Origin of the sequence: Streptomyces arenae (assembly GCF_022343545.1) — a bacterium.
Lineage (GTDB): Bacteria > Actinomycetota > Actinomycetes > Streptomycetales > Streptomycetaceae > Streptomyces > Streptomyces humi.
Genome location: NZ_JAKQYH010000012.1, coordinates 55,790 through 75,586, shown reverse-complemented (window position 1 = coordinate 75,586; position 19,797 = coordinate 55,790). Strand labels below are relative to the sequence as shown.

Here is a 19,797-nt window from a genome sequence, read left to right as displayed (position 1 = left end):
GGGGCAGGGCGAGGGTGGGTGTGGGGCGGGCAGGGCGAGGGTGGGGGGGGGGCTGACAATGGTCGTATGAGCGGATTGGGCGAGCGGGCTCGGCACTGGCGGTACGAGGCGCTGCCCGACGTCGATCTGCTCCGGGCCCGGTACGTCCGCAAGACGTTTGTCCGGCACACCCACGAGCACTTCGTGATCGCCGGGATCGCGGACGGGGTCGAGGTCTTCCGGCACCGGGGCGCGGACGTCACCGTCGGAGCCGGGGCGCTCGCGCTCGTCAACCCCGACACCGCGCACACCGGCCGGGCCGGGGTGCCCGAGGGCTGGCGGTACGGGGCGGTCTACCCGGCGCCCGAGCTGGTGGCCGCGATCGCCGCCGAGACCACCCCGATCCGGGGCACCCCCGGCTTCGTCAGTCCGGTGCTCGACGACCCGTACGCCGTCGCCCTGGTGCACCGGGTGCTGCGCGCCGCCGACGAGGGCAACGCGCTCGCCGCCGACACCCTGCTGCGCGTCGCGGTGACCCGGCTGCTGCGCCTGAACGGCGGCCCGCTGCCGCAGCGGCAGGTCCGCACCGCCGGTGCCCGGCTCGCCGCCCGCGCGCGTGCCGTGCTGGAGGACCGGATGGCCGGGCCGCCGACCCTGGAGCGGCTCGCCGCGGACCTCGGCACCAGCCCCTTCGCGCTGCTGCGGGCGTTCCGCGACGCCTACGGCATGCCCCCGCACACCTGGCTGACCGACGCCCGGGTGCGGCGGGCCCGGCTGCTCCTCGACGCGGGCACGGCCCCCGCCGACGCGGCCGTCGCCGTCGGCTTCACCGACCAGCCGCACCTCAACCGCCACTTCGCCCGGATCGTCGGTGTCCCGCCGGGCGCCTACCAGCGCGAGCGCAAGAACGTACAAGACGCGCGGCCAGGGCGGCCGTAGCGTTCCGGGTGTGGCACATCAGACATCACTCGCAGACATACGCGGCGACGGCGGCCCGAAGCCGGACTCCGCCGTCGTCCGTGACGCCCTCGGGGTGGGCGTCGCCGTAGGACTGTCCGGGTTCGCCTTCGGGGTGACCTCGGCCGGCAGCGGGCTCGGCCTGCTCCAGACCTGCGCGCTCAGCCTCCTGGTGTTCACCGGCGCCTCCCAGTTCGCCCTGGTCGGCGCGCTCGCGGCAGGCGGCAACCCGCTCACCGCGGCGGCCGGCGCCTTCTTCCTCGGGGTGCGCAACGCGTTCTACGGGCTGCGGCTCTCCCAGGTGCTGGCACTCCCGCGCGCGGTGCGGCCGTTCGCCGCCCAGTGGGTGATCGACGAGACCACCGCGGTGACCCTCGCCCAGCCGACGCGGCGCGCCGCCCGGATCGGGTTCACGGTCACCGGGCTCAGCCTGTACGTGCTGTGGAACCTCACCACCCTGCTCGGCGCGCTCGGCGCCAAGGCCGTCGGGAACACCGACGCCTGGGGCCTGGACGCGGCCGGACCCGCCGTCTTCCTGGCGTTGCTCGCCCCCATGCTGAAGACCACCACCGACCGCGCGGTGGCCGCCGTCGCGGTACTGCTCGGACTCGGCCTGCTGCCCGTGCTGCCCGCCGGGGTACCGGTCCTGGTGGCCGCGCTCGCGGCGCCGGCCGCCCTGTTCGTCTCCGGCCGCAGGTCCGGTCGTACCCGCGACGACGCATCCGAGGAGACCCGGTGAACTTCTGGATCGCGATCGGCGCGACCGCCGTCGGCTGCTACGTCGTCAAACTCGCCGGACTGCTGGTGCCCGCGGGCATCCTGGAGCGTCCGGTGGTCCGCCGGCTGGCCGCGCTGCTCCCGGTGGCCCTGCTCGCCGCCCTCACGGCCCAGCAGACCTTCGCCGACGGGCACGCGCTCGTGCTGGACGCCCGCGCCGCAGGGCTCGGGGCGGCCGCCGTGGCGCTGCTGCTGCGCGCGCCCTTCCTGGTCGTCGTGGGCGTCGCCGTGGTGGTCACGGCGGGGCTGCGCGCCGTGACGGGGTGAGCGTCCGGCACCCGGGGGGTGAGCGTCCGGCACCCGGGGGGTGAGCGTCCGGCACCCCGGGGGGTGAGCGTCAGGCACCCCGTGGGGCCGAGACGCCCGGCATTCCGGGGGCGAGACGGTCGTCACCCCGTGAGGCGAGACGGTCGTCACCCCGTGTGGCGGCCGTACGCCTCCAGTGTGCGCAGGGCCTCGATCGTCACCATCGGGCGGGCCTCCAGGGCGGCGGCCGGTGCCCACTGCCGCCACCGGATCGGCCAGCCGCCGTCCGCCGCCTGCTCGGCCGCGAGGAAGTCCAGCGACCGGGCCATCTCCTCGTCGGTGAACCATCCGCGCGCGAGCGACCGCGGGGACTTCGCGAAGTCGTGCGGGAAGTGGTGCTCGCCCGGCGCGTAGCCGGGCGCGACCGGGTACGCGCCGAGGCGGCCCGGGTCCAGCGCGGCCAGCCGCTGCTCGCGCACGAGGCGGCCCAGCCGGTCGGCGGCGGCCTCCGCGCGCGAGCGGTCGGGCACCGCGTCCAGGAAGGCGACCGCGGCCTCGACCTCGTAGGGATGCGATTTCTCCAGGGACTCCACGGCCTGCCAGCAGAAGTCGGTCGCCCGGAACAGCCAGGCGTGCCACACCTCGTTGCGGTGCAGCAGGCCGACCACCGGACCGGTGGCGAGGAGTTCACTGGGCGGGTCGTCCACGATCGGGACGAACGGCGCCGCCGGGTAGCCGCGCTGGCTCGGGTGGACCGCGGGCAGCGCCCCGTCGGACGTGGAGACGGACGTCAGGTACCGGCACACGCGCTCCACCCGCTGTCCGCCGCAGCGTCCGACCGCGTCCAGGACACGCAGCGCATGCGCCGTGTGCAGAGGCTGGCTCACGGGTCCGCGCAGGTCGGGCTCCAGCGCGTGGCCGTACCCGCCGTCCTCGTTGCGGTAGGCGTCCAGCGCCGTCTCCACCGGATCGGGTCCGCCGTTCAGGAAGTGGTACGCGAAGAGACGCTGCTCCAGTACGCGCGCGGTGAGCCAGACGAACTGCTCGGCGCGGAACAGGGGGGAGCGCGCCGGGGGCGCAGGGGGGAGTGGGGAAGCTCCGGTTTCGGCCATGCGAAAGACCGTAGGGCGGAAAGCGGTCTCGGCAAGCGCTCCCGGGCAGGGCCCACTCTCAGGGGCGGGATACTGGTGTCATGCGGTTGACGGTCTTCTGGCAGCGGATGGCGGAACACTTCGGTTCGTCCGGGTACGCCGACACCTTCGCGCGCGATCATGTGATGACGGAGCTCGGCGGACTGACCGTGCACGAGGCGCTGGACGCCGGCTGGGACGCCAAGGACGTGTGGCGCGTGGTCTGCACCGTCATGAACGTTCCGGGCGAGAGGCGCTGACCGTGCACGGAGATCGGATACGGGCCACGCGTTGTCGGTGGCGTGGGCGAGACTTGCACCGTGGCACCCACTGACGACGACGGGCGCACCGCCCAGGACACACCCCCGCACGGCACGACGCCGCCCGCCGCACCCCCGGCCGCCGGCACCGCGCCGACGGGCGCCCGCATGCCGCGCTGGCTGCCGCGCGCCATGGTGCTGGCGCTCGCCCTCATCGCCTCCTTCCAGCTGGGCAGCTGGGCCTTCCACCAGCTCACCGGACTGCTGATCAACATCCTCATCGCGTTCTTCCTGGCGCTCGCCATCGAGCCCGCGGTGAGCTGGATGGCCTCCCGGGGCATGCGCCGCGGCTTCGCGACCTTCCTGGTCTTCCTCGGCCTCGCGATCGCCGTCGCGGGGTTCGTCACCCTGCTCGGCTCGATGCTGGCCGGTCAGATCATCAAGATGGTCGAGGGCTTCCCGGACTACCTGGACTCCGTCATCAACTGGGTCAACGAGACGTTCCACACCCATGTGCGACGGGTCGACGTCCAGGAGGGGCTGCTGCACTCCGACTGGCTGCGCAAGTACGCGCAGAACAGCGCGGCCGGTGTCCTCGACGTGTCCGGGCAGGTGCTCGGTGGTCTGTTCCAGCTGCTGACGATCGCGCTGTTCGCCTTCTACTTCGCCGCCGACGGCCCCCGGCTGCGCCGCACCCTGTGCTCCGTCCTGCCGCCCGCCCGCCAGGCCGAGGTGCTGCGGGCCTGGGAGATCGCCGTCGACAAGACCGGCGGCTACCTCTACTCGCGCGGTGTGATGGCGCTGATCTCCGGCATCGCCCACTACATCCTGCTGGAGGCCCTCGGCGTGCCCTACGCGCCCGTCCTGGGTGTCTGGGTGGGTCTGGTCTCGCAGTTCATCCCGACCATCGGCACCTACCTCGCGGGCGCGCTGCCGATGCTGATCGCGTTCACCGTCAACCCCCTGTACGCGGTGTGGGTGCTGGTGTTCGTCGTGATCTACCAGCAGTTCGAGAACTACATGCTGCAACCCAAGCTGACCTCCAAGTCCGTCGACATCCACCCGGCGGTCGCCTTCGGCTCGGTCATCGCCGGCACCGCGCTCCTCGGCGCCGTCGGCGCGCTGATCGCCATCCCGGCGGTCGCCACCCTCCAGGCGTTCCTGGGCGCCTACGTGAAGCGGTACGACGTCACGGACGACCCCCGGGTGCACGGGCACCGCCGCCGCGGCCCCGGCGGCCCGGGCCTGCTCACCCGCGCGCGACGCCTCATATGGCAGCGGCCGGCCGAGGAACCCGAGGAGACCCCGTCCTGACGGCCGCCCGCCCGGTGACACCCTCACCAGCAGCTCGCGACCGCCGCGGTCAGTAGGTGAACACGGCCCACGCTCCGGCCGCCGCGACCGCGACCGCGTAGCAGCCGACCGCCGCGGCCATCACCCGCCGTCGCGCCCGTTCGCTCCAGGCGGTCCGGGACAGCAGCCAGGCCACGGCGGGCAGGACCAGCACCGCGTGCAGGCTGACCCCGTGCAGCGGCTTCAGCGGCGCCGTCGAGGCGTACGCCGCCTCCTGGTGTCCGGTGCGGGCGAGCACCACCCCGCGCGCGATCATCGCGGCCCCCGAGGCCAGCGCCACCAGCAGGATCGCGAACCCGGCGCGCACCGCGAGAGCCATGCCCACCGGACCGGCGGGCCGCCGCCGGAAGGACACCACCGCGAAGACGCTCAGCAGCACCACCAGCACCCCGCCGCCCACCGCGAGGGTCATCGACACCGCCGTGTCGAACGGTGTCGCCAGGTCGAGATGCGAGGGCACCCGCCGCCACGCCTGCACGGTGATCCCGCCGACCTCCACCACACAGTCGGCGGCGAACACCAGGAGCAGTACGGTCCGCAGCCGCTCCCCGAGCCTCAGGTACGAGGTGACCCAGGTGACCGCGATCAGGGTCAGCCCGAAGGAGAGCCCGAACGTGACGGGCTTGCGCCAGGAGACCGGCCCGTACCAGGGGCCGCCGTCCACCGCGAACACCGCCAGATGCGCCAGGCCGGAGAGGATGAGGAGCGCACCGGTCGCGTGACAGAGACGCTCGGCGGGCCGGACCCCGGCCAGGGGACGCGGCGGTGGCTTGCGGGTCGTCGTCCGCACGGCTGAGGGCATGTGACCAGCCTCCCGGGAGGCCGGCCGCTCGGTCGTCGTCCGGCCGGAGACACCCGCCGTACGCCCGGGGAAGCAGGGACCAGGAAGCAGGGAGCAGGGAGCGGGGGAGCAGGGGGCTGGGAGCGAGGGAGCAGGGGGCTGGGAGCGGGGAGCGGGGAGCGGTCAGGAGACCGTGGCGGCCGGCGGAGTCCACCGCCGGGTGCAGGGCACCGCGCCGGAGACGCCGTAGTCCTTCCTGAGGTGCTCGGGAATGGCGTAGTGCATGACGCGGCCACGGGTGAGGGAGGACAGCTCGAGGACCGTGGTGAGGTGGCCGAGACGGTCCAGGGCCCAGGCGCCCAGCGGGGAGCGGTCCTCGATGGTCTCCAGGACCCCGAGGAGGTGCGGTACGGCCTTGACGACGGTGTCCCACGGGGTCCGCGGCACCTCGAGCCAGTCCGCGCAGGTGTCGCCGACCAGGTGGCGGATCAGGGCCGAGACGACCGGGTCGAAGAAGGTGCCGGGGACGACCTCCTCGTAGAGGTCGATGAGCTGCCGGGTGAGGTGCGCGCCCTCCTCCGAGGGGCCCATGTACCGGACCATGTACAGGTCCAGGAAGGCGCGTGCCTCGTCGAGCGTCCCGGGGACCGCGTCCTGGTCGACGCCGAGCATGGCGCCGACCACCCGCCACGCGTAGTAGTACGCCTCCGCGCCCTCCGTGGACAGGTGGACGCCGAGCCGGTGCAGGCTGTCCAGGACCAGCAGCGAGAAGAACATCTGGCCGCCGATCATGTCCTCCTGGCAGATCGGGGTGCCGAGCGCCGCGGTGTCCCAGCGGGCCTCCCGCCTGAGGTGATGCCGGATGGAGGCGTGCAGCAGGCGTACCTTCTGGGCGGCGGGGATGAAGCGGCTGCCCGCCTCGAAGGCGTCGGGCCGCATCAGGTAGACGGTGAACTGGCCGGTCTCCGCCATGCGCTTGGAGGGGTAGCTCAGCCCGTGCGTGGCCGACAGCAGTTTCGCCACCCGCGGTACGACGTAGCAGGCGGGCATGGAGGCGAAGGACAGCGCGGTCGAGATGTGCACGTTGTTGTCGATGAAGAACAGCCGGGCCTTCTCCATCTCACCCCAGTCCACCCAGGCCGGCGGCACCCGGGTGGCCTCCAGGTACTCCCGCGCGACGTCGGGCAGTCCGTCCGGCAGCGGGGTGCCCGCCGTGGAGACATGGCGCATCAGCGTGTTGAACGTGCCCACCTCCCCGCGCTCGAAGAGCGTGGCGACCGTGGCGTCGGCGAGTTCGTCACCGGCGTCCCGCAGGGCGTCCATCGAGGCCTCGGTGTGCATCACGGCAGGGGCTCCTTGTCTTCGCAGGTCGCAGGTCGCAGGTCGCGGGGCGCGGGTCCCTAGTCGGCGGTCGACGGTCGCTAGTCGGCGGTCGCGGTCGCGGTCGGCGCGGTCGTCGCGGGGTGCCTTCGGTGGCCGCGCGGGCGGGTGTCAGGACAGGCGGACCGTGGCCGAGTGGGCCAGCGCGGTCAGGGCGGTGGTGGCGGGGGCCGGTACGTCCAGTGCGCGGAGGGCGTCGAGCGCCTCCGTGACGCGCACGCCGATCATGGCCTCGATCCGTTCGGGTGCGCCGAGCCGGCACATCACCTCGCGGACCGCGTCCAGACCGTCCGCGTCCAGGTCATCGCTGCCGAGCAGGGTGGCCAGCCGCTCCCGGTCGGCGGCGCGGGCCAGCCGCCAGGTCTCCGCGAGCAGGGCCGTGGGCCGTCGGCCGCGCACGTCGTCGGTGTTGGCCTTGCCGGTGTGCTCCGGTGCCCCGAACAGACCCAGCAGGTCGTCGCGGAGCTGGAACGCCTCGCCCAGCGGCAGCCCGTACGCGGAGTACCCCTCGCGCAGCCGCCCGCCGGCCCCCGCCAACACGCCGCCGATCAGCAAGGGCTGCTCGACGGTGTACTTGGCGGTCTTGTAGCGGATGACCTTCAGCGAGGTCTGGGTGTCCGGACCGGCCCCGGTGCGCAGGATCTCCAGGCACTCGCCCGCGATCAGCTCCCGTGCCAGCACCGACCACAGGGGACGGGCCCGGGCCAGGTATGCGGCCGGCAGACCGCAGGTCGCGAACGACTGTCCGGCCAGCGACATCAGCAGGTCGCCCACCAGCATCGCCAGCCACCGCGCGGTGCCGTCGGCGTCCGGGTGGTCCCGCAGGGCGGCACGCAGGGCGAGGTGTGCCGTGGGGCGCCCGTGCCGCAGCGGGCTGTCGTCGATGAGGTCGTCGTGCACGACGGCGGCGGCGTGCACGAGTTCCATGGAGGCCGCCGCCCGCACCAGCGCGTCGCTGTCGGGCTGACCCGCCGCGCGCCAGCCCCAGTAGCAGAACGCCGCCCGCAGCCGTTTGCCGTCCGCCACGGCCGCCTCCAGCTGCTCGGCCACCGGGCCGAGCAGCGGGTCGACCGCCGCGAACAGGCCGGCCTCCTCGGCGACGAACCGGCGCAGCACGGCGTCGACGCGGTGCTTGAAGGTGCCCGGATCCCAGCGGTCAGTCATCGCCGGTGGTCCGCCGGGCGAGGGCGTGCCGGGCCAGGATCTCCAGATGTGCCGGGGGCACGGTGGTGTACCGGTCCAGGGCCAGCCGGCCCCGCGCGGCGAGGTCGTGCTCGGCCTCCGCGGCCAGCGCGCCGGCGTCCGAGCGGCGCAACAGCCCCCGTACCGTCCCGAAGGCGGTACCCAGGGTGCTCACCGCCAGATCGGCCAGCCCCGCCGCCAGCAGTACGGCCTGTTCGTCCAGGCCGCGTCGTCCCGTCTCACGTGTCATGCGCTCTCCCACTCATGGCACACAGGGGCGGCGCCGCTCACCGGCCGCCTCTTCGAGCATCGCGGCCCGGCGGGCCCGGTCATGCGGAAACTCACGATCGGGTGACCCCTTCGCCGGACCGTGCGGATCGCGGGCGGTGCGGCGCGGTCTCCGAACCCGCTTCAGTCACCCCGAAGACCTGCTCGAGGGCCGCCGTGCGGGGTGGATGAGTGCCGTGCGGGGAAGTAGGGAAGTGCCGCGTGGTGCGCTTGACATGAAAATCGAACATCCATTCTTATGGATGCTCCGGCGAGGCTTCCGATGGGGTTCCCAGCGGCAGTTCGACATGGTTTCGGTGGAGATGTCCCCTAGTTATCCACAGGCTGGACCGGCGTCGGGGCGCATTGTCAGTGGCAGGCGTTAGCGTCTTTGACGTGAAGCGATCGACTCAAGCAAACCGGGTGGAACCCATGGCAGGAACCGACCGCGAGAAGGCGCTCGACGCCGCACTCGCACAGATTGAACGGCAGTTCGGCAAGGGCGCTGTCATGCGCATGGGCGAGCGGGCCAACGAGCCCATCGAGGTCATCTCGACCGGCTCGACCGCGCTCGACGTCGCCCTCGGTGTCGGCGGCCTGCCGCGTGGGCGTGTCGTGGAGATCTACGGACCGGAGTCCTCCGGTAAGACGACCCTGACCCTGCACGCCGTGGCCAACGCCCAGAAGAACGGCGGCCAGGTCGCGTTCGTGGACGCGGAGCACGCCCTTGACCCCGAGTACGCCAAGAAGCTCGGCGTCGACATCGACAACCTGATCCTCTCCCAGCCCGACAACGGCGAGCAGGCCCTAGAGATCGTGGACATGCTGGTCCGCTCCGGCGCCCTCGACCTCATCGTCATCGACTCCGTCGCCGCGCTCGTCCCGCGCGCGGAGATCGAGGGCGAGATGGGCGACAGCCACGTGGGTCTGCAGGCCCGGCTGATGAGCCAGGCGCTGCGGAAGATCACCAGCGCGCTCAACCAGTCCAAGACCACCGCGATCTTCATCAACCAGCTCCGCGAGAAGATCGGCGTGATGTTCGGCTCCCCGGAGACCACGACCGGTGGCCGGGCGCTGAAGTTCTACGCCTCGGTGCGTATCGACATCCGCCGCATCGAGACCCTCAAGGACGGCACCGAGGCGGTCGGCAACCGCACCCGCGTGAAGGTCGTCAAGAACAAGGTCGCGCCGCCCTTCAAGCAGGCCGAGTTCGACATCCTCTACGGCCAGGGCATCAGCCGCGAGGGCGGCCTGATCGACATGGGCGTGGAGCACGGGTTCGTCCGCAAGGCCGGCGCCTGGTACACGTACGAGGGCGACCAGCTCGGCCAGGGCAAGGAGAACGCCCGCAACTTCCTCAAGGACAACCCCGACCTGGCCAACGAGATCGAGAAGAAGATCAAGGAGAAGCTGGGCGTCGGCGTCCGCCCGGAGGAGCCCGCGGCCGAGCCGGGCGCGGACGCGGCGGTCACCACCGCGGCCACGGACGACGCGGCGAAGACGGTGCCCGCCCCGGCGGCCGCCAAGGCCACCAAGCCCAAGGCCGCCACCGCCAAGAGCTGACGCCGTGACACGACGAACCGACTGGGCCGACCACGAGTACACGTCCCCAGGTGCCCCACGGGGGAGGGGCGCCTGGGGCGACTCGGGCTCCGCCGGGGGTGGCGAGCAGGCTCGGGGGAGTGACGGCTCGTACGAGGAAGGCGCACACGAGGAAGGCACGTACGACGGTTCGGACGGGCGCCGCGGTCATGGATCACCCGGCCGTGACCCGCGCAGGCCCGGAGCACGCCGCCGGCGCGGCTTCGGGGAGCCGTCCGGTGAGAACGGGGGCTCCTCCTCCTTGTCGAGGGCCGAGCAGGGGGAGCCTCCAGCGGACCCGGCTGAGCGGGCGCGGGCGATCTGTCTGCGCCTGCTCACCGGGACCCCGCGCACCCGCAAGCAGCTCGCGGACGCCCTGCGCAAGCGGGAGATCCCGGACGAGGTCGCCGAGGAGGTGCTGTCACGGTTCGAGGAGGTCGGGCTGATCAACGACAGCGCGTTCGCCGACGCCTGGGTCGAGTCCCGGCACCACGGCCGGGGACTGGCCCGGCGGGCACTCGCCAGGGAACTGCGTACCAAGGGCGTCGACTCGACGCTCATCGACGACGCCGTCGGCCGGCTCGACTCCGAGCAGGAGGAGGAGACGGCCCGTGAACTCGTCGCCCGCAAACTCCGCTCCACCCGGGGCCTCGACCGCGACAAACGCATCCGTCGCCTCGCCGGCATGCTCGCCCGCAAGGGGTACTCCGAGGGCATGGCTCTCAGGGTGGTCCGGCAGGCGCTGGAGGAGGAGGGCGAGGACACGGAGTTCCTGACGGACGGGGACCTCTGACCCGTTGACACACCGTCAACTGTGGTGGTGAGCGGTCCCGGTGGCGGACCGAGGTGGGGTTAACCCCCCGTCAAGACGCCGGACCACCGCAGTGCCCGCAGGGGCTTGGGTGAACGACGGTGTACGCCATGATGCTGCGCTACGCCCTCAAGACCGTCCGCGCCCGCAAGGCCGCGTTCCTCGGTGCCTTTCTCGCCCTGCTGTGCGCGGCCGCGCTGATCTCGGCCTGCGGCACCCTCCTCGACACCGGACTGCGCGGCACGATCCGTACCGAGCGTTACGCGGCGGCACCCGTCGTGGTCTCCGCCGACCAGTACGTGCACCGGACGACCGTCAAGCACAAGCACGGCAAGACCAAGGTCAAACACAAGGCCAAACCCATCGCCGAGCGTGCCTGGCTGCCCGCGGACCTGGCAGCCCGACTCGCCCGCACACCCGGCGTGGCCCGGGTCGTGCCCGAACTGACCTTCCTCGCACAGCCGTCGATCCCGGCCGGCACCGGTGGCCGTACCGCCTACGGGCACGCCTGGGAGTCCGCCGCGCTCACCCCTTACCGGCTGGTCACCGGCGTCGCCCCGAAGGCCGCAGGTGACCTGGTCGTCGACCGCGACCTCGCCGCCCGTGCCGGTCTGCGGCCCGGTGACCGACTCACCGTGCAGTCGACGCAGGCCCCGCGCACCTACCGGATCACCGGGATCGCCGCCCCGGCCACAGACGTCCGCCACCAGACGTCCCTCTTCTTCTCCGCCGGCGAGGCCCGCAGGCTCGCCGCACATCCCGGGCAGGTCACCGCGTTCGGTGTGCTGCCCGTCCACGGCACCGACCCGGACCGGCTGAAGCAGGCCGTGACCCGGGCGCTGCACGGCACCACCGCCCAGGTCTCCACCGGGGCCGCGCGCGGCCCCGTGGAGTTCCTGGACGCCTCCGCCGCCCGGGTCCGGCTGGTCAGCATGGGCGGGGCCATGGGCGGCACCTCGCTGCTCGTGGCGATCCTGGTGGTCGTCGGCACCTTCGTGCTCACCGTCCAGCAACGCCACCGCGAACTCGCCCTGTTGCGCGCCATCGCCGCCACCCCGGGGCAGATCCGCCGGCTGCTGGGCCGGGAGGCGCTGATCGTCGGCGCCCTCGCCGGCACACTGGGCGCACTCCTCGGCCTGCCCCTGGGCGCCTGGCTGCAGAGCAGGTTCGTCGCCCTGGGCGCCGTACCCGCCACGCTTCAGCACACCACCGGTTTCTTCCCCCCGGCCGTCGCCCTCGCCGCGACCCTGACCGGTGCCTGGGCAGCCGCTCGGATCGCCTCCCGCCGGATCAGCCGGATCCGCCCGACCGAGGCACTGGCCGAGTCCCGGGTGGAGCCCACCCGGCTGGCCCCGGCACGGATCGCCGCCGGTCTGCTGCTGCTCGCCGGTGGCGCCACCCTCGTCGTCCTGCTGACCTCGCTGCGCACCGAGCCTGCTTCGACCCCCGTCACCTTCCTCGCCGTCGTGGTCCTCGCCACCTCCGTCGCCCTGCTCGGGCCGCTGCTGGTCAAGGCGGCCGCGCTGCTGCTGGCCGGCCCGCTGCGGCTCACCGGCCACGGTGGCCGGCTGGCCACCGCCAACCTGCGCGGCAACGCCGCCCGGATGGCCTCCGTCGTCACCCCCCTCACCCTGCTCATCGGTATGACCTGCACCGTGCTGTTCGTCCAGTCGACCCTCGGTGACGCCGCCCGCGCCCAGAGCCGCGCCGGAGTCACCGCCGACTGGGTCGTCGCCGCCCAGGGGCCGGGCGTGCCGGCCGAGGCGGCCCGGAGGTTGCGGACGCGGGACGACGCGGTCACCGAAGTGGTCCGCACGACCGTCCGTGTCGGGCTCGACAAGTACGCGGCTCAAGGTGTCACCCCCGAAGGGCTCACCCGCACCTGGGACCCCGAGATCACCGCCGGCTCCCTCGGCCGGCTCACCGAGCGCACCGTCGCAGTCAGCGAACTGGCCGCCGACCAGCACCATTTGCAGCCCGGCAGCACTCTGGAACTCACCCTCGGCGACGGCACGCCCGCCACGCTCACCGTCGCCGCCGTCTACGCCCGGGGTCTCGGCTTCGGCGATCTCACCTTCGCCCACGACCTCGTCGCACACCACGTGGACAACCCGCTCGCCTCCTCCGTCCTCGTCAGCACGACCCGTACACAAGCACAACTCGCGACTACGCTCCGTGAGTTCCCGGAGCTCGACATTCTCTCGCCGACCGCCGCCGACTCCCTCCAGGCCCACCGGCAGCAGGACAATGCCGAGGTCAACTACCTGGCCATGGGGCTCGTGCTGGCCTTCACCGCCATCGCCGTGGTCAACACGCTCGCCATGTCGGTCACCGACCGCGTCCGCGAGTTCGCACTGCTCAGGCTGGCCGGCGCCACCCGCCGGCAGGTACTGCGGATGCTGCGCACCGAGGTGCTGTCGGTACTGACATTGGCCACGGCGCTCGGCAGCGGCATCGCGCTCGCCGTATTGACCGCGTTCAGCGTCGGCATGACGGGCCGTGCCGCGCCGACGGTGACGCCGTTGCTCTACGTCACCGTGGTCGCGACCGCCGCGCTGCTTGCACTGGTGGCCGCGGCCCTGCCCGGCCGGGCCGCCCTGCGAGTACGGGCGGTGACCGTGGCGACGGCCAAGGACTAGGAGCTGTCCGGCGAGGGGCCACGGACTGCCCGGCCAAGGGCCGAGGACCCAGGACTGTCCGGCCAGGGCCAAGGACGCAGGACCGTCCGGCCAGGACTGTCCGGCCAAGGGCCGGGTGCCAAGGACCAAGGCCCAAGGGCCTACGGCCATGGGCCGGCCGGTGAGGGTGGAGTGGTCGGTCAGTGGGTGGTGGGGACGGTCGGGGTGGTCCAGTCGACGAGTTGGACGATGACGCCGTTGGGGTCGGTGACCTGGAAGGCGCGCTCGCCCCAGGGCTCCTCGCGCAGCGGCATGGTGATCGTGACGCCCTCGGCGGTCAGACGGGCCAGTTCGGCCTCCAGGTTGTCGACGACGAAGGCGAGGATCACGCCGTCGGCGTGGTCCTCGCGCTGGTCCTCTGGGAGCGAGGCCAGGCCCCGGCGCAGGTAGACGACGTTCATCCCGGCGTCGGCACGGGTCAGGGAGGCGAAGCCGTCGGCGGCCAGTTCCTCGCGGAATCCGAAGTGGTCGGTGAGGAAGGCGCTGGACGCCGCGACGTCGTCGACGTTCAGGGACACGGCGGACGCGGTGATCGACACGAGGGCTCCTCTGGTCCGGGAATTACTGTGTACGCCGTACAGTGTACTGCGTACAGAGATTTTTGTGGGGGAGGATGGCGGGATGCCTCTCGACCGCAGCGGTGCCGGTGATCCGGCTCGTTCCCTGGAACTGCTCTGGCGTGTGCCCGCCGCCCCGCGGCGCGGCCCGCAGCAGCGCCTCGACATCGACCGGGTCGTCGACGGCGCCATCGGGCTGGCGGACGCCGAAGGGCTCGACGCGGTGACCATGCGGCGCGTCGCGCAGCAGTTGGGGGTGGTCCCGATGACGCTCTACACCTATGTGCCGGGCAAGGCCGAGCTGCTGGATCTCATGCTGGACACCGCGTACGTCCGGATGCCCCGGACCGACACCGCGGGCCGGCCGTGGCGGAGCCGGCTGACCGCCGTCGCCGAGGAGAACCGGGCGCTGTTCGAGGCGCACCCGTGGGCGGCGGTGATCTCCACCGGACGGCCGCCCCTGGGGCCGGGGATGATGGCCAAGTACGAGCACGAGCTGTCGGCACTGGACGGCCTCGGGCTCGACGACGTCGAGATGGACGCGGCCCTGACGTTCCTGCTCACCTTCGTCCAGGCCAACGCCCGTTCGGCGGCGGAGGCGGGCGCCGCCCGGCAGGAGAGCGCGATGGACGACGAGCAGTGGTGGGCGGCCAACGCCCCGCTGCTCGAAAGGGTCCTCGACCCGCGCGCCTACCCCACCGCCGCCCGGGTCGGCACGGCGGCGGGCACGGCGCACGGTGCCGCGTACAGCCCCGGGCACGCCTGGGAGTTCGGCCTCGGGCGGGTGCTCGACGGACTCGCCGCCCTCATCGACGGCCGGGGCGGCGCCACCGGGGCCGGAGCGTCGTAGCGCGGCCGGGCGTACTGCCGGTGGCAGGCCGAAGGGCGCCCCATCGGAGCCGGGTCGTCAGGGTTCGTCGGAGCCGGGCCGTCAGCCCTGGTCGGAACGGCGTCGACAGGCTTCGTCGGAACCGGGTCGTCATGATCCGTCGGAACCAGGTCGTCAGGCTTCGTCGGAACCGGATCGTCGGCCCTGGTCGGAACCGGGTCGTCAGGAGGTGACGGGCAGGCCCGCTGCCTTCCAGGCCTGGAAGCCGCCGACCAGGTCCGTCGCGCGGTGCAGGCCCAGCTGGTGCAGGGAGGCGGCGGCCAGGCTGGAGGCGTAGCCCTCGTTGCAGATCACGACGACCCGGAGGTCGTGGCCGGTGGCCTCGGGGGTCTTGTGGCTGCCCTGGGGGTCCAGTCGCCACTCCAGTTCGTTGCGCTCGATGACGAGGGCGCCCGGGATCACCCCGTCGCGCTCCCGCAGCGCCGCGTACCGGATGTCGACCAGCAGGGCCTCGCCGGCCCGGGCCGCGTCGTGCGCCTCGTGCGCCTCGACGCGCCGGTAGCCGGCCCGCACCCGCTCCAGAAATTCGTCGATACCCACGGGCCGTCGGTCCGGTATGCCGGCGGGCTGCCGGTCCGCTATGCCCGCGGGCTGCCGGTCAGGCCCGCTCACTGCCAGTCCTCCGGGCGCTCGACCTGCTCCAGGCGCAGCACCTGGCCGCTGCGGCTGTAGCGGCGGATCCTGGGCAGCGGCGGGAAGTAGGCGTGAACGGAGACCGCGTGGTGCTCGGTGGACTCGTTGAGCACCTCGTGGACGTGGTCGCGGCCGAAGGCGCGGCCCTTGCCGGCGGGCAGCCGGCGCTCGCGGTCGACGCCCTCGGAGAGCTCCAGGGTCCGCCAGCCGTCGGTGGGCAGCCGGGTGGCGAGCGAGTTCTCCTTGAGCTCACCGGCCGCGGTGAGGAAGGCGCCCACCGATTCGGCGTGGTCGTGCCAGCCGGTGCCGCTGCCGGGCGGCCAGCCGATCAGCCAGGCCTCGCTGCCGCCGGGGCCGTCGAGCCGGACCCAGGTACGGCCCTCGGGGTCGAGCGGGAGGGAGGCGATCAGCTCGGCGTCGGCGGCCGTGCGCCGGACGAAGTCGAGGAGGTCCGCCTGGGTGGGCGCGGCGCCGGGCGCGGAGGCGGAAGGAGCAGGGGAAACGGACGAGGAGAGGGAGGCAGACACGTGCACCGTTCCTGATGAGGGTTCGCAGAACCGGGCGCAGACGGCGCCCGCAGAAGGAGGAGATGCGAAATCAGCAGGACGGAAGACACACGCAGCCCGCATAGCGGACGAGGTCCACATGGACCTTCCGCCACAGGCGCACAGTCGTGTCGTTCACGATGCGGAGTACACCATGTCGGTGCAGGCCGGTCAACTCAGCGTCACATGGTGGACGGCGGCCGCACGGGACCGAGGGTCACCGTGCGGTGGAGCCGGCCTGAGCCTGGGCCTCCGCTTCCGTCTGCTCGGCTCCCTGCGTCCCCTGCGCGCCCGGTGTGCCCGGTGTGCCCGGTGTGCCCTGCGTCCTCCGCGCGCCCTGCGCCCCCGGTGTCCTCTGCGCGCTCCCCGCCTGCTGCGCGCCCTCCGGCCGCTCTGTTCCGGCCTTCTCCCTGCCCCCCAGCGTCGCCTCGGCGGCCGTGTACAGATCGGCGGGCCGGACCCCGTTCAGGGCGGTGACCAGGTGGCCGTCGGGGCGCACGAGCAGGACGGTGTGCGCCGGGGCGCCCGGGTACGCCTCGGCCACCAGCAGCTCGGCGGGGTGCGGCAGCGCGGTCACGGCGGCCGCGAGCCGGGGCATGATCCCGGCGGACATCCAGTGCTTGCGCTCCCACACGCCCGTGCCGGGCGCGACGAGGACCACCAGCAGCGCGCCGCGACCCAGCCGCGACCGCAGGGGTACGAAGGTCCCGTCCTCCGCCGTGACCCGGACGTCGGTGACCGGGGCTCCCGGCGGGGTGTCGACCGCGATCTCGTGCTCCAGCTCCCGGGGTGCGAGCGGGGAGTTGGCGTACGCCCCCGGCGCACCGAGCGCGCCGTGCCCCAGATGGCCGTCCGTGAGGAGGGCGTCCTGGCCCCGGGACGTGCCCGGTACGAACCCGCGCAGCCCGCCGCCGCCGCGCAGCACCGGCAGCACCTGGTCTGCGGCGCGCAGCCGGGCCGCGACCGTCGCGCGCCGCTCGGTCTGGTAGCTGTCCAGCAGCGCCTCGTGCGGGCCGTGGTGCCAGGCGGGGGCCAGTTTCCAGGCGAGGTTGTCGACGTCCCGCAGGCCCTCGTCCAGCCCGTGCGTCCCGAGCGCGCCGAGCAGGTGCGCCGCGTCCCCGGCGACGAACACCCGGCCCACCCGCCACCGGCGGGCGAGCCGGTGGTGCACGGTGTGGACTCCGGTGTCCAGCAGTTCGTACGGCGGTGTGGTGCCGCCCGTCCAGCCCGCGAGGGTCTCGCGGATCCGGGACACCAGGAACTCGGGCGTCACCAGGTCCTTGCCGGGCGGCAGCAGCCAGTCCAGGCGCCAGGCGCCGTCCGGGAGGGGGCGGGCGGTCACCTCCCCGGCCGAGGGCCCGGACGTCCGCCACGGCGGGGTCCGATGGAGCAACGCCTGACCCGGCCACGGAAGTTCCGCGCGCAGCGCGGCGACCGCGTGCCGCTCCACCGCCGTCCGGCCCGGGAAACGGATGTCCAGGAGTTTGCGCACGGTCGAGCGGGGGCCGTCGCAGCCCACCAGGTAACTGCCGCGCCACCAGGTGCCCCTGGGGCCACGGGTGTGCGCGGTGACCCCGGAGCGTTCCTGCTCGACGCCGTCCAGGCGGCTGTCGGTGGCGACCCTGACGAGCGGTTCGTCGGCGATCGCGGTGCGCAGCGCGTTCGTCAGCACGTGCTGGGCGATGTGCAGCGGGGACGGCTCGGTGGCCTCGTCGAACACCACCTCGCGCATGACCTGCCGGCGGCGCATGGACCGCCAGCCGGTCCAGCGGGTGCCCAGATCGTCCAGCGGGGCGCCGCTCAGGCGCGTGACCAGAGCGGCGGTGTCCTCGCGCAGCACCACCGTGCGCGCCGGCCGGGACTCGTCCTTGCCCGGGCCCTCGTCCAGGACGACGGACGGCACCTCCTGACGGGCCAGCGCCAGGGCGAGCGTGAGCCCGACGGGCCCCGCTCCGACGATGATCACCGGATCCACGGCGCGGCGCCCCCTGCCCGTACGCAAGTCCCGGCGGACATGGATGAACAGATTGTTGGAGCAGGGTGCACGATCACAGAACGTATGCAACAGACTGGGCGCCACCCGGTCAAGCGGCGCACCCGGGGACACGTCAGCATGGCGGGCGCGCGGGTGCCGTGACGCGGGGGAAAACGCCGGAGGCAGCGGTCGTGGGACCACTGCCTCCGGGGATGTCACGTGGGTTGACCCGACGTCAGGCGGACGCTCCGGAGCCGAAGCCGCCGCCCACCTCGGCCGCGTTCAGCTCGTCGACCTTCTCGACGCCGAGCACCGTGCCCGTGCTGCGCTTGCTGCGCCGCAGCCGGCGCTCCAGCCAGCTCGCGAAACTGGTCAGGATGAAGTTCAGCACGATGAACATGACCGCGACCACGATGAAGCTCGGGATCACGTTGGCGTAGTTGGCCGCGAGCGTGCCGCGCGAGTTGAGCAGTTCGGTGAAACCGATCATCACACCGCCGAGCGCGGTGTCCTTCACGATGACCACCAGCTGGCTGACGATCGCCGGCAGCATCGCCGTGACCGCCTGCGGCAGCAGGATGCTGCTCATCGTCTGGCCCTTGCGCAGACCGATGGCGTACGCGGCCTCCGTCTGCCCCTTGGGCAGCGAGAGGATGCCGGCCCGGACGACCTCGGCGAGGACGGCCGCGTTGTAGAGCACCAGGCCGGTGACGACGGCGTAGAGGGGGCGGTCCTCGCTGCCGACGTTCGTGGAGCGGGAGTAGAACTCGTTGGCGAACAGCATCAGCAGCAGTACCGGGATGGCCCGGAAGAACTCCACCACCGTGCCGGAGACGCCCCGCACCCACCGGTGGTCGGACAGCCGCGCGATGCCGAAGACCGCGCCCAGGGGAAGGGCGATCACCATCGCGAGCGCAGCGGCCTTCAGGGTGTTGGCGAGGCCGGGGAGCAGGTAGGTCGTCCAGGCCTCGGACTCGGCGAACGGCTTCCAGAGGGCGGAGGCGAACTGGCCCTTCTCGTCCATCTTCTGCCAGGCCCACCACAGGAGGAGGGCGAGCAGGACCGAGAAGACCACCGTGAGGAGGACGTTGCGCCGCCTGGCGCGGGGGCCGGGGGTGTCGTAGAGGACCGAACTCATCGCTTCACCGCCAGTCGCTTGCCCAGCCGGCCCAGCAGCAGACCGGTCGGCAGGGTCAGGACCACGAACCCGAACGCGAAGATCGCGCCGATGAGCAGCGTCTGCGCCTCGTTCTCGATCATCGTCTTCATCAGGTACGCGGCCTCGGCGACGCCGATCGCGGCCGCGACCGTGGTGTTCTTGGTCAGCGCGATCAGGACGTTGGCCAGCGGTCCGATGACCGAGCGGAACGCCTGCGGGAGCACCACCAGGGTGAGGGTCTGGCTGAAGCTCAGACCGATGGCCCGGGCGGCCTCCGCCTGCCCCATCGGCACCGTGTTGATGCCGGAGCGCACCGCCTCGCAGACGAAGGCCGCCGTGTAGGCGACCAGGCCGAGCACGGCCAGCCGGAAGCCCTGGACCTTGAAGTCGCCGGTGCCCATGGTGGCACCGAAGATGTCGGCGAGGCCGAGCGAGCTGAAGAGGATGATCACCGTCAGGGGGATGTTCCGGACGACGTTGACGTAGACGGTGCCGAAGCCGCGCAGCAGGGGCACCGGGCTGACCCGCATCGCGGCCAGCAGGGTGCCCCAGATCAGCGAGCCCACGGCGGAGAGGGCGGTGAGTTTCACCGTCATCCAGAACGCCCCTAGGACGTCGTAACCTTCAAGAAAGTCGAACACGATCTCCCGCGCTTCC

The 19,797-nt window shown here is 72.8% G+C and carries 20 protein-coding genes and 1 pseudogene; 9 read left to right on the top strand and 12 right to left on the bottom strand.

Translation table 11 applies throughout. The annotated features are described in order from the left end of the window. The first annotated feature begins 66 nt into the window (after positions 1 to 66). The 3 genes and pseudogenes from MB828_RS06545 to MB828_RS06535 all read left to right on the top strand — a co-directional run bounded on the left by MB828_RS06545 (position 67) and on the right by MB828_RS06535 (position 1,980). A pseudogene (locus tag MB828_RS06545) lies at positions 67 to 1,028 on the top strand (AraC family transcriptional regulator). Further along, positions 929 to 1,675, top strand: a complete 747-nt coding sequence (locus MB828_RS06540; protein WP_301647325.1) for an AzlC family ABC transporter permease — start codon at positions 929 to 931, stop codon at positions 1,673 to 1,675. Before MB828_RS06545 ends, MB828_RS06540 begins: the two are co-directional and overlap by 100 nt. Then, positions 1,672 to 1,980, top strand: a complete 309-nt coding sequence (locus tag MB828_RS06535; protein ID WP_301647324.1) for an AzlD domain-containing protein — start codon at positions 1,672 to 1,674, stop codon at positions 1,978 to 1,980. Before MB828_RS06540 ends, MB828_RS06535 begins: the two co-directional genes overlap by 4 nt. Positions 1,981 to 2,126: 146 nt before the next feature. Here MB828_RS06535 and MB828_RS06530 read toward each other — a convergent pair whose 3' ends face one another. After that, positions 2,127 to 3,071 (bottom strand): hypothetical protein, encoded by a 945-nt coding sequence (locus MB828_RS06530; RefSeq protein WP_301647323.1) that lies wholly within the window; start codon positions 3,069 to 3,071, stop codon positions 2,127 to 2,129. Positions 3,072 to 3,151: 80 nt separating this feature from the next. Here MB828_RS06530 and MB828_RS06525 point away from each other — a divergent pair, with 80 nt between their 5' ends. Both MB828_RS06525 and MB828_RS06520 read left to right on the top strand, forming a co-directional pair. Beyond that, positions 3,152 to 3,349: a DUF3046 domain-containing protein gene (locus tag MB828_RS06525; RefSeq protein ID WP_133028168.1), complete on the top strand. Its 198-nt coding sequence runs from the start codon at positions 3,152 to 3,154 to the stop codon at positions 3,347 to 3,349. A gap of 60 nt (positions 3,350 to 3,409) precedes the next feature. Further along, positions 3,410 to 4,663: an AI-2E family transporter gene (locus MB828_RS06520; protein ID WP_301647322.1), complete on the top strand. Its 1,254-nt coding sequence runs from the start codon at positions 3,410 to 3,412 to the stop codon at positions 4,661 to 4,663. Between the two features lie 49 nt (positions 4,664 to 4,712). Here the strand turns inward: MB828_RS06520 and MB828_RS06515 are convergent, their stop codons facing one another. From MB828_RS06515 to MB828_RS06500, 4 genes are all read right to left on the bottom strand, one after another. Next, on the bottom strand, positions 4,713 to 5,504 hold the full coding sequence (locus tag MB828_RS06515) for a hypothetical protein (protein WP_301647321.1): 792 nt from the start codon (positions 5,502 to 5,504) through the stop codon (positions 4,713 to 4,715). A 162-nt stretch (positions 5,505 to 5,666) separates the two neighbouring features. After that, positions 5,667 to 6,827, bottom strand: a complete 1,161-nt coding sequence (locus tag MB828_RS06510) for an oxygenase MpaB family protein (protein ID WP_301647320.1) — start codon at positions 6,825 to 6,827, stop codon at positions 5,667 to 5,669. 147 nt (positions 6,828 to 6,974) lie between these two features. Continuing rightward, on the bottom strand, positions 6,975 to 8,027 hold the full coding sequence (locus MB828_RS06505; RefSeq protein ID WP_301647319.1) for a polyprenyl synthetase family protein: 1,053 nt from the start codon (positions 8,025 to 8,027) through the stop codon (positions 6,975 to 6,977). After that, on the bottom strand, positions 8,020 to 8,295 hold the full coding sequence (locus tag MB828_RS06500; RefSeq protein WP_301647318.1) for a polyprenyl synthetase: 276 nt from the start codon (positions 8,293 to 8,295) through the stop codon (positions 8,020 to 8,022). Before MB828_RS06500 ends, MB828_RS06505 begins: the two co-directional genes overlap by 8 nt. A gap of 449 nt (positions 8,296 to 8,744) precedes the next feature. On the opposite strand from MB828_RS06500, the gene recA reads away from it, so the two are divergent. The 3 genes from recA to MB828_RS06485 all read left to right on the top strand — a co-directional run bounded on the left by recA (position 8,745) and on the right by MB828_RS06485 (position 13,343). Next, on the top strand, positions 8,745 to 9,875 hold the full coding sequence (gene recA, locus MB828_RS06495; protein WP_133028162.1) for a recombinase RecA: 1,131 nt from the start codon (positions 8,745 to 8,747) through the stop codon (positions 9,873 to 9,875). Between the two features lie 4 nt (positions 9,876 to 9,879). Next, a complete protein-coding gene (gene recX, locus MB828_RS06490) occupies positions 9,880 to 10,686 on the top strand; it encodes a recombination regulator RecX (protein WP_301647317.1) in 807 nt (268 codons plus the stop codon). Between the two features lie 128 nt (positions 10,687 to 10,814). Beyond that, positions 10,815 to 13,343: an ABC transporter permease gene (locus MB828_RS06485; protein WP_301647316.1), complete on the top strand. Its 2,529-nt coding sequence runs from the start codon at positions 10,815 to 10,817 to the stop codon at positions 13,341 to 13,343. Between the two features lie 179 nt (positions 13,344 to 13,522). Here the strand turns inward: MB828_RS06485 and MB828_RS06480 are convergent, their stop codons facing one another. Beyond that, the gene (locus MB828_RS06480) at positions 13,523 to 13,921 is read right to left on the bottom strand and encodes a VOC family protein (RefSeq protein ID WP_301647315.1); all 399 of its coding nucleotides are present in this window, start codon (positions 13,919 to 13,921) and stop codon (positions 13,523 to 13,525) included. Positions 13,922 to 14,003: 82 nt separating this feature from the next. Between MB828_RS06480 and MB828_RS06475 the strand changes: the two genes are divergently transcribed. After that, positions 14,004 to 14,789 (top strand): TetR/AcrR family transcriptional regulator C-terminal domain-containing protein, encoded by a 786-nt coding sequence (locus MB828_RS06475; RefSeq protein WP_301647314.1) that lies wholly within the window; start codon positions 14,004 to 14,006, stop codon positions 14,787 to 14,789. A 201-nt stretch (positions 14,790 to 14,990) separates the two neighbouring features. Here the strand turns inward: MB828_RS06475 and MB828_RS06470 are convergent, their stop codons facing one another. The 6 genes from MB828_RS06470 to MB828_RS06450 form a co-directional block, all read right to left on the bottom strand. Continuing rightward, entirely contained in the window at positions 14,991 to 15,410 is a 420-nt protein-coding gene (locus tag MB828_RS06470; protein ID WP_301647329.1) for a rhodanese-like domain-containing protein, read from the bottom strand. Between the two features lie 26 nt (positions 15,411 to 15,436). Next, positions 15,437 to 15,988 carry a cysteine dioxygenase gene (locus MB828_RS06465; RefSeq protein ID WP_301647313.1) on the bottom strand — a complete coding sequence of 184 codons (552 nt, stop codon included), beginning with the start codon at positions 15,986 to 15,988 and terminating at the stop codon, positions 15,437 to 15,439. 70 nt (positions 15,989 to 16,058) lie between these two features. Then, the gene (locus tag MB828_RS46640) at positions 16,059 to 16,106 is read right to left on the bottom strand and encodes a hypothetical protein (protein WP_372496870.1); all 48 of its coding nucleotides are present in this window, start codon (positions 16,104 to 16,106) and stop codon (positions 16,059 to 16,061) included. Between the two features lie 117 nt (positions 16,107 to 16,223). Beyond that, positions 16,224 to 17,981, bottom strand: coding sequence for an FAD-dependent monooxygenase (locus MB828_RS06460; RefSeq protein WP_301647312.1), 1,758 nt, complete (start codon positions 17,979 to 17,981; stop codon positions 16,224 to 16,226). 235 nt (positions 17,982 to 18,216) lie between these two features. After that, complete coding sequence (locus MB828_RS06455; protein ID WP_301647311.1) at positions 18,217 to 19,119, bottom strand: amino acid ABC transporter permease; 903 nt, start codon at positions 19,117 to 19,119, stop codon at positions 18,217 to 18,219. Then, a complete protein-coding gene (locus MB828_RS06450; protein WP_133028154.1) occupies positions 19,116 to 19,781 on the bottom strand; it encodes an amino acid ABC transporter permease in 666 nt (221 codons plus the stop codon). The genes MB828_RS06455 and MB828_RS06450 overlap by 4 nt, the downstream gene beginning before the upstream one ends. Positions 19,782 to 19,797 lie beyond the last annotated feature (16 nt).